The 13,061-nt window shown below is 72.9% G+C and carries 12 protein-coding genes; 7 read left to right on the top strand and 5 right to left on the bottom strand.

Features of this window, described 5'->3' with window-relative positions; translation table 11 throughout:
* Nucleotides 1-3: 3 nt before the first annotated feature.
* Complete coding sequence (locus OG272_RS02105; protein ID WP_327731750.1) at nt 4-687, top strand: hypothetical protein; 684 nt, start codon at nt 4-6, stop codon at nt 685-687.
* The gene (locus tag OG272_RS02100) at nt 680-1,684 is read left to right on the top strand and encodes a serine/threonine-protein kinase (RefSeq protein WP_405892319.1); all 1,005 of its coding nucleotides are present in this window, start codon (nt 680-682) and stop codon (nt 1,682-1,684) included. Before OG272_RS02105 ends, OG272_RS02100 begins: the two co-directional genes overlap by 8 nt.
* On the opposite strand, the gene OG272_RS02095 is transcribed toward OG272_RS02100, so the two are convergent.
* Complete coding sequence (locus tag OG272_RS02095) at nt 1,656-2,120, bottom strand: RpiB/LacA/LacB family sugar-phosphate isomerase (protein ID WP_405892317.1); 465 nt, start codon at nt 2,118-2,120, stop codon at nt 1,656-1,658. The genes OG272_RS02100 and OG272_RS02095 overlap by 29 nt on opposite strands.
* 32 nt (nt 2,121-2,152) lie before the next feature.
* Complete coding sequence (locus tag OG272_RS02090; protein ID WP_326585289.1) at nt 2,153-2,608, bottom strand: MarR family transcriptional regulator; 456 nt, start codon at nt 2,606-2,608, stop codon at nt 2,153-2,155.
* A gap of 191 nt (nt 2,609-2,799) precedes the next feature.
* On the opposite strand from OG272_RS02090, the gene OG272_RS02085 reads away from it, so the two are divergent.
* Complete coding sequence (locus OG272_RS02085) at nt 2,800-4,263, top strand: MFS transporter (protein WP_327731753.1); 1,464 nt, start codon at nt 2,800-2,802, stop codon at nt 4,261-4,263.
* Nucleotides 4,264-4,321: 58 nt separating this feature from the next.
* Here OG272_RS02085 and OG272_RS02080 read toward each other — a convergent pair whose 3' ends face one another.
* The gene (locus OG272_RS02080; RefSeq protein ID WP_327731755.1) at nt 4,322-5,002 is read right to left on the bottom strand and encodes a hypothetical protein; all 681 of its coding nucleotides are present in this window, start codon (nt 5,000-5,002) and stop codon (nt 4,322-4,324) included.
* Nucleotides 5,003-5,285: 283 nt separating this feature from the next.
* Here OG272_RS02080 and OG272_RS02075 point away from each other — a divergent pair, with 283 nt between their 5' ends.
* A complete protein-coding gene (locus tag OG272_RS02075) occupies nt 5,286-6,236 on the top strand; it encodes a Dyp-type peroxidase (protein WP_326585292.1) in 951 nt (316 codons plus the stop codon).
* A 67-nt stretch (nt 6,237-6,303) separates the two neighbouring features.
* Here OG272_RS02075 and OG272_RS02070 read toward each other — a convergent pair whose 3' ends face one another.
* A complete protein-coding gene (locus tag OG272_RS02070; RefSeq protein ID WP_327731756.1) occupies nt 6,304-7,866 on the bottom strand; it encodes an amidohydrolase in 1,563 nt (520 codons plus the stop codon).
* Nucleotides 7,867-8,094: 228 nt separating this feature from the next.
* Here OG272_RS02070 and OG272_RS02065 point away from each other — a divergent pair, with 228 nt between their 5' ends.
* The 3 genes from OG272_RS02065 to OG272_RS02055 are packed head-to-tail and all read left to right on the top strand — an operon-like array spanning nt 8,095 to nt 12,757.
* Nucleotides 8,095-9,825, top strand: a complete 1,731-nt coding sequence (locus tag OG272_RS02065; RefSeq protein WP_327731757.1) for an ABC transporter ATP-binding protein — start codon at nt 8,095-8,097, stop codon at nt 9,823-9,825.
* Nucleotides 9,822-11,690: an ABC transporter ATP-binding protein gene (locus OG272_RS02060; RefSeq protein ID WP_327731759.1), complete on the top strand. Its 1,869-nt coding sequence runs from the start codon at nt 9,822-9,824 to the stop codon at nt 11,688-11,690. The genes OG272_RS02065 and OG272_RS02060 overlap by 4 nt, the downstream gene beginning before the upstream one ends.
* On the top strand, nt 11,690-12,757 hold the full coding sequence (locus OG272_RS02055; RefSeq protein WP_327731760.1) for an iron-siderophore ABC transporter substrate-binding protein: 1,068 nt from the start codon (nt 11,690-11,692) through the stop codon (nt 12,755-12,757). Before OG272_RS02060 ends, OG272_RS02055 begins: the two co-directional genes overlap by 1 nt.
* Before the next feature lie 87 nt (nt 12,758-12,844).
* On the opposite strand, the gene OG272_RS02050 is transcribed toward OG272_RS02055, so the two are convergent.
* Nucleotides 12,845-13,054 (bottom strand): MbtH family protein, encoded by a 210-nt coding sequence (locus OG272_RS02050; protein WP_326585297.1) that lies wholly within the window; start codon nt 13,052-13,054, stop codon nt 12,845-12,847.
* Nucleotides 13,055-13,061 lie beyond the last annotated feature (7 nt).

Here is a 13,061-nt window from a genome sequence, read left to right as displayed (position 1 = left end):
GCGATGACGACCCCGGGCTTCCTCCCCACCCATGTCGTCCCACCGGGCGGACTGCCCGCCTGGGACGACCCCGACCCGTCCCGTCCCACCGTGGCCCTCGACGCGCTGCTGCCGGTCCAGCTCCTGGAGCGGCGCGGCGACTGGGGCCACGTCCTGTGCGCCAACGGCTGGTCCGCCTGGGTCGACGGCCGCCTCCTCGTCTCCGTGCCCCAGGACCCCCCCGCCGCCGGCACCGCACCCGCCCGTACGGCCGACCCGCGCCCGCTGCTGGCCCGCGCCGAGGAGGCCCTGACGCGCTACCGCACCGAGGCGGAGGCCCTGGCCGCCGGGCATCGGGGAGGGGAGTCCTTCCACGACCGTACGAAGGGGCTGCGGATCGGCGTCGTCGTCGACGGCGAGTCGCTGTGGCTGTTCGACGCCGCGCACGAGCGGTGGGTGTACTGCGACGGGGCGCGGCTGAGCACGTTCGCCGTGGGGGAAAGGCCGCGCGAGACCCCGGCCGCCCGACGGTTCCCACCGGCCGCCGCCCCGACCCCGGAACCGACGAGGGTCGTGGGGGAACCCGAACGGGAACCGGCGCAGGACCAGGCGAACGACCCCCGGCCGGCCGGCCGGCGGCCGGCGGACCACAAGCCGAGCGACCACGAACCCACGCGTCTGATCCCACCGGTGACCCGCGATGAGTGAGACACAGCCGTACGCGGGCCGCCCCTCCGAGCTGGTCGGACGGCAGATCGCCAGCTACCGCATCGAACGCGAGATCGGCCGCGGCGGCATGGCGGTCGTCTACCAGGCCATGGATCTGCGCCTGGAACGCACGGTCGCGCTGAAACTGCTCGCACCGGAACTGGCCCGCAACGACACGTTCCGCCGCCGCTTCACGCACGAGTCACGGGTGGCCGCCGCCATCGACCATCCGCACATCGTGCCGGTCTTCGAGGCGGGGGAGACGGACGGCGTCCTCTACATCGCCATGCGGTACGTCGCAGGCAGCGACCTGCGGCATCTTCTGGACCGGGAGGGCCCGCTGCCGGTCGCGACCGCCACCCGGATCGCCGCCCAGGTCGCCTCCGCGCTCGACGCGGCACACGACCACGGTCTGGTGCACCGGGACGTGAAGCCCGGCAACATCCTGGTCGCGAAGGGAACCGACAGCGACCACCCCGAGCACGTCTACCTCACCGACTTCGGCCTGACGAAGAAGTCGCTGTCCCTGACGGGCTTCACCAGCGTCGGCCAGTTCGTGGGGACGCTCGACTACGTGGCGCCGGAGCAGATCTCGGGCAAGCCCGTCGACGGCCGCTGCGACGTCTACAGCCTCGCCTGCGTCGTCCACGAGACCCTCGTCGGCCGGCCGCCCTTCCAACGGGACGACGACATGGCCCTGCTGTGGGCGCACCAGTACGACGAGCCGCCCCCGCTGACCGGCGGGCGCCCGGATCTGCCTCCCGCCATGGATCAGGTCATGGCGACGGCGCTGGCCAAGTCCCCGGACGACCGGTACGACTCCTGCCTGTCCTTCGTGGCGGCGCTCAGGGCCGCCGAGGCGTCGCGCGGTTTCCCGCCGGGACAAGCGCCGACCAGGACTGCCGCGCCGAGGGCGTCCGGAGCGCCGGAAGCCCCGCCCGAGCCGCCGCTGTGGGCCAGACCCGTCTTCATCCGGTCCGGCCGGTACCCCGGCTGACGTCGAGCCGCTCGACGCGGGCCACGTTCTCCCGGTCGTCGGCGTCCTGGCTGGCCTCGGCGCCGAACCAGGCGTCGAGGATCTCCTTGAGCAGCGGCTCGGAGGTCAGCCGCAGCCCGATCGCCAGCACGTTGGCGTCGTTCCAGCGGCGGGCGCCGTCGGCCGTGTACGCGTCCGTGCACAGCGCGGCCCGTACCCCGGGCACCTTGTTCGCGGCGATCGACGCGCCGGTGCCCGTCCAGCAGCACACGACGGCCTGGTCCGACACACCCGAGGCGACTTCACGCGCCGCCGCCTCCGAGCAGACCGCCCACCGGGGGTCGTCCCCGGCGCGCAGCGCGCCGTGGACCAGCACGTCGTGACCCCGGCCGCGCAACTCCGCGAGGAGGAAGCGCGCGACGGGTTCGTCCATGTCCGAGGAGACGGAGATCCGCATGCCCCCGAGGCTACCCGGCGCGCGGACACCGGCTACGGGCGCGGCCACGGCTTGCCGTGCAGGCGCTCGATGCTGGTGTTGAAGCGTTCGAGGTAGTCGGCGAACCCGGCGATGTCCTCGTCGGACCAGCCGGACAGCACCATGGCGAGCGTACGGACGTTGCCCTCGCGCTCCTCGTCCAGGCGGCGCTCGCCCTCCTCGGTGATACGGAACTTGCGCGCCACCCCGCCCTCCGGGTCGAGGGTGTACTCGACCAGCCCGGCCCGCAGCGCGGCGGCGGTCTGCCGACGCAGGGTGGAGGCGTCCAGACCGAAGGCGTCGCTCAGCTCGCTGATCGACATCGGCCCCTCGATACGGATGCGGCTGAGGAGGATGTACGCGCTGCGCTCCAGCGTGGAGTCCTTGCGGCGCCCCTTGCTCTTGCTCAGATGGTGGTAGCGCCCGAGCAGCATGTTCTCGTACTCGACCCGGCGCGTCGGCTCTTCCACGGTCGCCTACCTCCTCGTTGCGGATACCACCAGGGCGATCCTTCCATCCCGACAGGCCGACTCCACCGGACCAGGCAGCGTACCCGGCATGTGCATCATGCACGAGGCGTGTGTCATGCATGGGGCAGGTATGCTGCACGCCAGGTGCATGACGTATGCCCTGTCACCGGTTCATCGCACGGAGGAATCCCTTGACGGCCAACCCCCCGACCGCCGCCCGCCCGGGTGGCGTCATCGCGACGCTGGCGCTCGCCGGCATCGTCGCCGCGATCATGCAGACACTGGTGACACCGCTGCTCACCGAGCTGCCCACGATCCTCGACACCAGCGCGGCCAACGCCTCCTGGGTGATCACCGCGACGCTGCTGACGGGAGCGGTCTTCGGCCCGATCGGCGGGCGCCTCGGCGACCTCCACGGCAAGCGGCGCATGCTCCTGGTGTGCTGTGCCCCGCTGATCATCGGCTCGGTGGTGTGCGCGCTGTCCTCGACCGTCGTGCCGATGATCGTGGGCCGGGGACTGCAGGGCATCGGCATGGGCGTGGTGCCGCTCGGCATCAGCCTGCTGCGTGACGTCATGGCGCCGGAGAAGCTCAGCGGCTCCATCGCCCTGGTCAGCGCCTCCCTGGGGATCGGCGCCGGCCTCGGCCTGCCGATCGCCGCCGCGGTCGCCCAGTACGCCAGCTGGCGGGTGCTGTTCTGGGGCGCCGCCGGCCTGGCCGTCGCGGTCACCACCATGATCTATTTCCTCGTCCCCGAGACCCCCGCCGGTGCCAAGGGCCAGCGCTTCGACTTCGTGGGCGCCTTCGGCCTCGGCGGTGGTGTGGTGTGCCTGCTGCTCGCGGTGTCCAAGGGCGCGGACTGGGGCTGGGGTTCGGCGACCACGCTCGGCCTGTTCACCGGTGCCGCCGTACTCCTTCTGTCCTGGGGCTTCTGGGAGTTGCGGACGCGCGAGCCGCTGGTCGACCTGCGTACCACCGCTCATCCGCGCGTGCTGCTCACCAACATCGCCTCGGTCCTGGTCGGCTTCGGCATGTACGCACAGGCGCTGATCACTCCGCAGCTCCTGAGGTTGCCTGAGGCCACCGGCTACGGTCTGGGCCAGTCGATGCTGGCGATGGCCCTCTGGATGGCTCCGGCGGGCCTGATGATGATGGCGCTCTCCCCGCTCGGCGGAAAGCTCACCAACGCCCGCGGGCCCAAGTTCACCCTGGTCACGGGCTCCCTGGTGATCGGCACCGGCTACGGTCTGTCGCTCGCGCTGATGGGCTCCGCCTGGGGTCTGCTGATCGTCTCCCTCGTCGTCAGCTCCGGTGTCGGCCTCGCATACGGCGCGATGCCCGCGCTCATCATGAGTACGGTGCCGCTGTCCGAGACCGCCTCCGCCAACAGCTTCAACACGCTGATGCGCGCCCTGGGCACCTCCACCGCCGCCGCCGTGGTCGGTGTGGTGCTCGCCCAGATGACCACCACGCTCGGCGGCTTCAGTCTGCCCTCGGAGGACGGCTTCCGTACGGGCCTGATGATCGGCGGCGGTGCCGCGCTGGTCGCCGCCGGGGTCGCCGTGTTCATCCCCGCCGCAACGGTCGCCGACTCCGGCTCCGGTCCCGAGGAGCAGAACCCGAGCACGGTGGAGGCGCCCGCTTCCGCCGCGTAGCGGCGCGCGGAGAAAGGGCTCGTGGGGCCCGTGACCGGTCAGGAAGCGGGGGTGGCCGTCACGGCGGGGCGGGGGGCTTCAGGAGCCGCACGTCGATGGACCACGGGCCGTCGGAGCGGGCGTAGATGAGGCAGGGGCCGGTGAGGGGGGCTTCGCCGTGCCAGGGGCCGACGTGGTTGGCCAACTGGTCGAGGAAGCCGGTGCCGTCCGGCTCGAAGGTGTCGACGAGGAAGTAGCCACCGTCGTCGGACCGCGGATCGCCCTCGTACCGGAGGGTCGCGATCCCGGGGCCGCCGGTGTGGCGCAGCACGTCCGACGCGGGGCGCCGCGTGGTGCCCTCACAGGCCAGCGCACTCGACACCGGGCTCACGTCGACCGTCCACGGGCCGTCCGCCTGGATGCGCAGCGCCCGCACCGGCCGGTCGTCCGCGTTCACCAGGGCACGGCACGAGAAGGGCCCGTCGGTGTAGACGAGTTGGCTCTGGGAGTGCAGCCTGCCGTCCAGGGTGTCCACGACGAAGTGCCCGGCCCCCGTGTGCGTGATGTCGAGGACGACCGGCCCCGTCCCGGTGGTCAGTTGGGTGACCCTGTCGCCGTCCCCGCCGATCCGCTGGAGTGCCGGCCCGCCCGCGGTGAGCAGCGGGGGAGCCTGCCGAGGTGGCTCGTCGCTCTTGCCGACCCCGGAGAGCGGCACCACCTGGGCCTGTCGCTTCGCACGGTCGCGCTGAAACCACTTCATGGAGTCCCCCTGGTGACGTGTGCGCACAGTATTGGACGTCCGGGTCTCGGCGTATACAACGAGGACCGCACTTCGGTAACTGCCTTTGTGACCTGGGAGGTTGTGGCGTTCATCATGGTTTGAGGGGGAGTGGGAGGCGGCGGGTATCGTCCTCGTCCCGACCGGGCATGGTGAGGGGGCGGAGGGCGGGGTCGGGTGTGCGGCGGCGCCGGTGCCGCCCGTGCCGTCCTGAGTGAAGGTGGTCCACGCGTGGTGCGCACGTGTGGTGCGTGAAGGGGGAACCATGGCGCTGCCGGTCATGCCGGAGGACGTCCTGCCGCAGCCGATGCTCGGCCCGCTGACACCCGCCGCGGTCTTTCTGGTCGTCGGCGTCGCCCCGGGCGGCGAGTCGACGGCCCGTGGGGTGCTGGCCGGACTCGCCGGGCTGGAACGGGCGGTGGGCTTCTCCAGCCCCGACGGCGCCCTGGGCTGTGTGGCCGGGATCGGCGCGGAGGCCTGGGACCGGCTCTTCGGCTCGCCCCGGCCCGCCGCCCTGCACCCCTTCCGGGAGCTGGAAGGCCCCCGGCACCGGGCCGTGTCCACGCCGGGCGACCTCCTCTTCCACATCCGGGCCACCCGCGTGGACCTCTGCTTCGCACTGGCCGCCGAGATCATGCGGCAACTGCGCGGCGCGGCCACCCTGGAGGACGAGGTCCAGGCCTTCACGTACTTCGACTCCCGCAACCTCCTCGGCTTCGTCGACGGCACCGAGAACCCGGTCGGCCGCCTTGCCGCCGACGCCGTGCTGGTCGGCGACGAGGACCCCGACTTCCGCGGCGGCAGCTACGCGCTCGTGCAGAAGTACCTGCACGACGTGGACTCCTGGGAGAAACTCCCCGTCGAGGCGCAGGAGAAGGTCATCGGCCGGACCAAGCTGACCAACCTGGAGCTGGACGTGGAGGGTTCCCACGTCGACGTCAACACCATCCTCGGCCCCGAAGGCACCGAGCAGCGCATACTGCGTGCCGCCATGCCCTTCGGCAGGCCCGGCCAGGGCGAGTTCGGCACGTACTTCATCGCCTACGCCCGCGATCCCTCGGTGCCGGAGGCCATGCTGCGGAAGATGTTCGTCGGCGAACCACCGACCGGTCACGACCCGATCCTGGACTTCTCCCGGGCCGTGACCGGGACCATGTTCTTCGTGCCCTCGGCGGACTTCCTGCGCACCGTCCCGGTCCGTCGCCCGCCGAACTGACGCCCCTGCCACGGGCGTCGGGCCGGAGGGGATCGCCGACGAGGGGCTGCCCCCGTCCGGCTCCTCGTCAGAACTCGTCCTCGCCCTCGACGAACGTCCGCACCACCTCGATCTCCCCGATGCGCGACACGTCCACCCGGCGAGGGTCGTCGCCCAGCACCACGAGGTCGGCCCGCTTGCCGGGGGCGAGGCTGCCGGCGTCGCTCTCCCAGTGGCAGGCGCGGGCGGCCTCGGTGGTGTACGCGCGCAGCGCCTCCTCGACCGTGATCGCCTCGTCGGGGCCGATGAGGCGGCCGGACTCCGAGGCCCGTTCCACCATGAACTGGATCGCCCGCAGCGGGGCGCCGTTCGCGACCGGGCGGTCCGAGCTGCCGGCGACCCGGACGCCGTGGTCGAGGAAGGCCCGGCCCCGGTACAGCCAGCCGGCCCGGTCCTCGCCCATGATCGTGGCGTAGTCGTCGCCGTAGTAGCGCAGAAAGCTCGGCTGGATGACGACGGTGACGCCGAGCGCGGCCAGCCGGGGGAGCTGGTCGGGGCGGACCAGGCCCGCGTGCTCGACGCGGTGACGTGCCTCCGGGCGCGGGCTCAGCTTCCGGGCCTTCTCCAGTGCGTCCAGGGCGACATCGAGCGCCCGGTCGCCGATCGCGTGCACGGCGAGCTGCCAGCCGGCGAGGTGACCCTCGACGATCGTGCTCTCCAGCACCTCGGGTTCGTGCATGAGCTGACCGGAGCCGTCGGTGCCCAGATAGGGGCTGGTGAGGGCCGCCGTGCGGGCCATCATGCCGCCGTCGGTGAAGATCTTGAGGGCGCCCAGGGAGAGGGCGCCGTCCCCGAAGCCCGTGCGCAGGCCGAGGTCGATCGCCCGGCTCGTGGTGTCCTCGGGGTCCGCCCCGACCGGGCGCAGCGCGTCGGCGGCCACCATCAGCCGTACCCGCACCGGCAGTCGGCCCGACTCGTGCGCGAGCTGGTACGCGGCGCCCTCGATCGGGCTGTGCCCGAAGAGCCGGGCCCCGACCCCCGCCTCGGCGCACCCCGTGATGCCCTCGGACCGGCAGACGCGCGCGGCGTGCTCGATCGCCGAGGCCAGTTCGGTGAGCGAGTGCGGCGGCCTGGACTGCAGCGCGGCGCCCATCGCGCCCTCCGCGAGGAAGCCGTCGGGCCGGGCGACCTCCGCCGGAAGTCCGTTCAGCACAGCCGAGTTGACCAGGCAGGCGTGCCCGGAGAGGTGGCCCAGGTACACCTTGCGTCCGGCGCTGACGGCGTCGAGGTCGCGCGCGGTGAGCGGGCGGTCGAGCGTGCGCTGGTCGTAGCCGCCGAAGTCCACCCAGCCGCCGACGGGGGCCTGCGCCACCGCCTCCGCCACCACGCGGAGCACGTCGTCGGCCTGTCGGCTCGGCGCGACACCGGGCGCCTTGGCCTTCAGGCCCGCCCACGCCAGGTGCACATGGGCGTCGATGAACCCCGGGAGGACCGTGGCGCCGCCCAGGTCCAGCGTCCGGCGCGCCGGACGCCCCGCCACGTCCTCGTCCAGGCCGACGACACGCCCCCGCCAGATCCCGAGCTCCCGGGCGGCCGGGCGGTCCGGGTCCATCGTGACGATGCGGGCGTTGGTGATCCTGGTGCTGAGCACGGACAGGTCCTTCCGGTCGGGGCGGCGCTCGGTGCGGTCTCGTATCGGTGAACCGGCTTGATTCGTCCGCCAGTTGGCGGCTCGGTCGGATAACGTCCCGGCGTTCGGGGGAGATCGGTTCGGTCTCGGCGACGGTTCGGGGGCTGGTCCAGGAAGACAAATGTAGTTAGCCTTACCTAAGTTTTCTTGTACCTTTCCTGTGTTGGCGAAACCGGTCCGGAGGACTGCGTGAGAGAAGCGGACCCGCCGGGACGGAACGTCCTGTGGCGCGCGGTCGGCGGACAGCGTCGGGACGTCGCGCTGGGCTCGGTTCTGGGGATGGGGCACCAGACGGGCGAGGCCCTGGTGCCGGTGCTCATCGGACTGGCCATCGAGCGCGGAGTCGTGGACGGCGACGTCCCCGGACTGCTGCTGTGGCTGGTCATCCTGGCCGCCGTGTACGTCGGACTCTCCTTCAGCTTCCGCTTCAGCGCCCGGGCGGGAGAGCGCGCCTCCGTCACCGCGGCGCACCACCTCAGAACCGAACTCGTCGGCCGTGTCCTCGCTCCCCAGGGTGGCGCCGAAGAGGGCCGTCTGCCGGGCGAGTTGACGAACATCGCCACCGAGGACGCCAAACGGGTCGGTGCCGTCGCCATGGCCCTCATCGTCGCCTTCGCGGCCACCGCGGGCCTCGTGGTCAGCGCGGTCGCCCTGCTGCGGGTCTCCCTCGTCCTCGGCCTGCTCGTCCTCCTGGGCGCCCCGCTGCTGCTGTGGCTGGGACATGTGCTGAGCAAGCCCCTGGAACGGCGCAGCGAGACCGAACAGGAACGCGCCGCGCGGGCCTCCGGCGTCGCCGCGGACCTGGTGGCCGGACTACGCGTCCTCAAGGGCATCGGCGCCGAGACGGCCGCCGTCGCCCGCTACCGGCGCGTCAGCCGGGACTCCCTCGCCGCGACCCTGCGCGCCGCCCGCGCCGAGGCCTGGCAGAACGGCGTCGTCACCATCCTCACCGGTGCCTTCATCGCCCTCGTCGCCCTCGTCGGCGGACGCCTCGCCGCACGCGGCGACATCGGCCTCGGCGAACTCGTCTCCTCGGTCGGGCTCGCCCTGTTCATCGTCGGCCCGCTCACCGAATTCGCCTGGGTCAACACCGAGTTGGCCCAGGGCCGCGCCTCCGCCACCCGTATCGCGCACGTGCTGGACGCCCCCGCCGCCGTAACCGGGAAGCCGTCCGCCGACACCGTCCCGCCGGGCGGCATCGAGGGACGGCTGACGCTCCGCGCCCTCACCTACGGCCCCCTGCGCGGCGTCGACCTCGACATCGCCCCCGGCGAGACCGTCGGCGTCGCCGCCACCGACCCCGCCGACGCCTCCGCGCTGCTGCGCTGCCTCGGCCGCCACGCCGACCCCGACGACGGCGCCGTGGAACTGGACGGCACGGCACTGACCGCGCTCGGCCTGGACGACGTACGCGCGGCGATGCTCGTCGCCGAACACGACGCCGACCTGTTCGAGGGCACGGTCCTGGAGAACGTCACCGCGGCGGTCACCACCGCCACCGGGGCGGACGACACGGCCGCACCGGCGGAAGTCATGGCCGCGATGGCCGCCTCCGGCACCGACGAGGTCGCCTGCGCCCTGCCCGACGGCGTCGACACCGCCGTCACCGCACGCGGCCGCTCGCTCTCCGGCGGACAGCGCCAACGGGTTGCCCTGGCCCGGGCCCTGGCCGCCGACACGCCGGTCCTCGTCGTGCACGAGCCCGCCACCGCCGTCGACGCCGTCACGGAGACCCGGATCGCCGCCGGGATCAGGGAGGTCCGCAGGGGACGCACCACGCTCCTGGTGACCAACAGCCCCGCCCTGCTCGCCGTCACCGACCGCGTCGTCCTCCTCCACGACGGCCGGGTCACCGCGACCGGCGCCCACGAACGCCTCGTCCACGAGCGCGCCGACTACCGTACGGCGGTCCTCACATGACCGAGCACGCCGACGCCGTCGAGGCCGGGTCCCCCGGCGGCGACCACACCGGCCCCCGACTGCTGCCCGTCGCCACCCCCGCCCGTACCCGGGCCGCCGTCGCCGAACTACTGCGCCCGCAACGACGGTTGGCGCTGTCCGCGTTCACCGTCATGGTCGCTTCCACCGCCGTCGGCCTGCTCGTGCAGCCCCTGCTGGGACGGATCGTCGACCTGGCCGCCGACCGAGGGTCCGTCGACGCCATCACGGCCACCGCTGTGCTCCTCGTGGCCGTCGCCGTGGCTCAGGGCGTCACCGCCGGATTCGGGCTGTCGCAGATCGCCCGGCTGGGCGAGACGACCCTGGCCCGGCTGCGCGAGCGCTTCGTCGAACGCGCCCTGGCCCTCCCGCTGGACCGGGTCGAGAAGGCCGGCGCCGGCGACCTGACCGCCCGGGTCACCGCCGACGTCTCCCTCATCGCCGACGCCGTACGCAACGCGCTGCCCGCACTGGGGCGTTCGCTGCTCACCATCGTCCTCACCCTCGGGGCCATGGCCCTGCTCGACTGGCGGTTCCTGCTGGCCGCGCTGCTCGCGGTCCCCGTACAGGCCGCCACCGCACGCTGGTACGTGGCCCGTGCCGTCCCCCTCTACGCCGAGCAGCGGGTGGCCGCCGGCGCTCAGCAGCAGCAGATGCTCGACACCATCGGCGGCAGCGCCACCGTGCGGGCGTTCCGGCTGGGCCGGGAGCACACCGAGCGGGTCACCGAACGATCCTGGTCCGTGGTGGCGCTGACCATGCGGGGCGTACGACTCGTCCTCGGCTTCTACAGCCGGCTGCACATCGCCGAGTACATCGGGCTCGCCGCCGTCCTCGTCACCGGCTACTGGCTGGTCCGCGAGGGTTCGGCCGGCATCGGTACGGCGACCGCCGCCGCCCTGTACTTCCACAGCCTGTTCGGGCCCGTCAACGCGGCCCTCGCCCTCCTCGACGACGCCCAGTCGGCCACGGCGGGCCTCGCCCGGCTCGTCGGCGTCACGGACGAACCCGTGCCCCCGGAGCCGGAGCACACCGTCGCGGCCGGCGGCGCCGACGTCACCGTCCGCGGCCTCGGCCACGCCTACCGGCCCGGCCACCCCGTCCTCCACGACATCGACCTGACGATCCACCACGGGGAACGCGTGGCGCTCGTCGGCGCCAGCGGGGCCGGCAAGACCACCCTGGCCCGACTCGTCGCGGGCATCCAGCCGCCCACCACCGGCACCGTCCTCGTCGGCGGGATCCCGCCCACCGACCTCGGCTCCGCCGCCTCCCGCACCATCGCCCTGATCACCCAGGAGACCCACGTCTTCGCGGGCCCCCTCGCCGACGACCTGCGACTGGCCAAACCCGACGCCACCGACGACGAACTGCGCGCCGCGCTCGACCGCGTCGACGCCCTCGCCTGGGCCGAGGCCCTGCCCGACGGGCTCGCGACGGTCGTCGGCGACGGCGGCCACCGGCTCAGCGGCGAGCGGACGCAGGCCCTCGCGCTGGCCCGGCTGATCCTCGCCGACCCGCCCCTGGTGGTCCTCGACGAGGCCACCGCCGAGGCGGGCAGCGCCGGAGCGCGCGCCCTGGAGAAGGCCGTCGCCCGCGCCGTCGACGGCCGCACCGCGCTGATCGTCGCCCACCGCCTCAGCCAGGCGTCCACCGCCGACCGCGTCGTAGTCATGGAGGCCGGCCGCGTCGTCGAGAGCGGCACCCACGACGAACTCCGCGCCGCGCGGGGCCCCTACGCCGCCCTGTGGGCGGCCTGGTCGGACGCCCGCGACACCGGCCCCCGGCCGGCCCCCGAGACCCCCACACGTACCGCTCCACAGGAACCCGAACCGAAGGACCGCTGATGTTCCGCTCCCGCAGAGCGCCACGGCTCGCCGTCGTGCTCGCCTCCGCCACCCTGCTCCTCGCCACCGCGTGCGGTGGCGGCGACTCGGACTCCGACGCCTCCGGCGCCGGCGCGGAGGCGAGCACCTCCTCCGGCGAGTCCGCGTTCCCGGTCTCCGTCGCCCACAAGTACGGCAGCACGACGATCAAGGCAGAGCCGAAGCGGATCGTCACCGTCGGCCTCACCGACCAGGACTCCGTCCTCGCCCTCGGCGAGGTCCCCGTCGGCACCACCGAATGGCTCGGCGGCTACAAGGGCGCCATCGGCCCCTGGGCCGAGGACAAGCTCGGCTCCGCCGAAGCGCCGACCGTTCTGAAGGACACGGGCACCGGCCCGCAGGTGGAGAAGATCGCCGCCCTCAAGCCCGACCTGATCCTCGCGGTGTACGGCGGACTCACCAAGGAGCAGTACGAGTCCCTGTCCACGTTCGCGCCCGTGGTCGCCCAGCCGAAGAAGTACAACGACTACGGCGTCCCGTGGCAGGAGCAGACCGAGATCATCGGCAAGGCCCTCGGCAAGCCCGAGGAGGCCGCCGAGGCGGTCGCCGCCACCGAGGCGAAGATCAAGGCCGCCGCCGACGAGCACGCCGGCTTCAAGGGCGCCACCGCCGTCATGGCCACCCCGTACGAGGGCATGTTCGTGTTCGGCAGCCAGGACGCCCGCTCGCGTCTGCTGACCGGTCTCGGGTTCGCCCTGCCGACGGACCTGGACAAGGCGATCGGCGACCAGTTCGGCGCGAACATCAGCAAGGAGCGCACGGATCTGCTCGACCAGGACGCCATCGTGTGGATCGTCGGCGACCCCGTCAAGGACGCCGCGAAGCTGCACAAGGACGCCTCGTACAAGGACCTGACGGTCGTCAAGGAGGGCCGCGAGGTCTTCGTGAACGAGACCGGCGACTACGGCCACGCCACGTCCTTCGTGTCCGTCCTGAGCCTGCCGTACGTGGTCGAGCGGCTGGCACCGCAGCTGGCGGCGGCCGTCGACGGCAAGACGGACACCAAGGTGGAGCAGCCCGCGTCCTGACGGGCAGCAGCCCGCGTCCTGACGGGCGGTTCGGGGTTTGTGAAGGAAGGAGGGGGGCCGGTCATCGACCGGCCCCCCTCCCGCATGTCAGCCGTCCATCGACTCGGCCAGACTGCGCGGCCGCATGTCGGTCCAGTTCGTCTCGACGTGGTCCAGGCAGGCCTGCCGCGAGTCGGGCCCGTGGGCCACCCGCCAGCCGGCCGGCACGTCCACGAAGTCCGGCCACAGGCTGTGCTGGTTCTCGTCGTTGACCAGCACCAGGTAGGTGCCCTCGGGGTCCTCGAACGGGTTGCTCATGCCACTC

This window comes from Streptomyces sp. NBC_00104 (assembly GCF_045160825.1).
Lineage (GTDB): Bacteria > Actinomycetota > Actinomycetes > Streptomycetales > Streptomycetaceae > Streptomyces.
Note: the sequence above shows the minus strand (reverse complement) of the source record. Positions and strands in the feature narration are given on the sequence as shown.

Coding starts and splice junctions, on each gene's coding strand:
- OG272_RS02105 (WP_327731750.1), top strand. CDS start 4: ATGACGACCCCGGGCTTCCTCCCCACCCATGTCGTCCCACCGGGCGGA.
- OG272_RS02100 (WP_405892319.1), top strand. CDS start 680: ATGAGTGAGACACAGCCGTACGCGGGCCGCCCCTCCGAGCTGGTCGGA.
- OG272_RS02095 (WP_405892317.1), bottom strand. CDS start 2,120: ATGCGGATCTCCGTCTCCTCGGACATGGACGAACCCGTCGCGCGCTTC.
- OG272_RS02080 (WP_327731755.1), bottom strand. CDS start 5,002: ATGAAGTGGTTTCAGCGCGACCGTGCGAAGCGACAGGCCCAGGTGGTG.
- OG272_RS02075 (WP_326585292.1), top strand. CDS start 5,286: ATGGCGCTGCCGGTCATGCCGGAGGACGTCCTGCCGCAGCCGATGCTC.
- OG272_RS02060 (WP_327731759.1), top strand. CDS start 9,822: ATGACCGAGCACGCCGACGCCGTCGAGGCCGGGTCCCCCGGCGGCGAC.
- OG272_RS02055 (WP_327731760.1), top strand. CDS start 11,690: ATGTTCCGCTCCCGCAGAGCGCCACGGCTCGCCGTCGTGCTCGCCTCC.
- OG272_RS02050 (WP_326585297.1), bottom strand. CDS start 13,054: ATGAGCAACCCGTTCGAGGACCCCGAGGGCACCTACCTGGTGCTGGTC.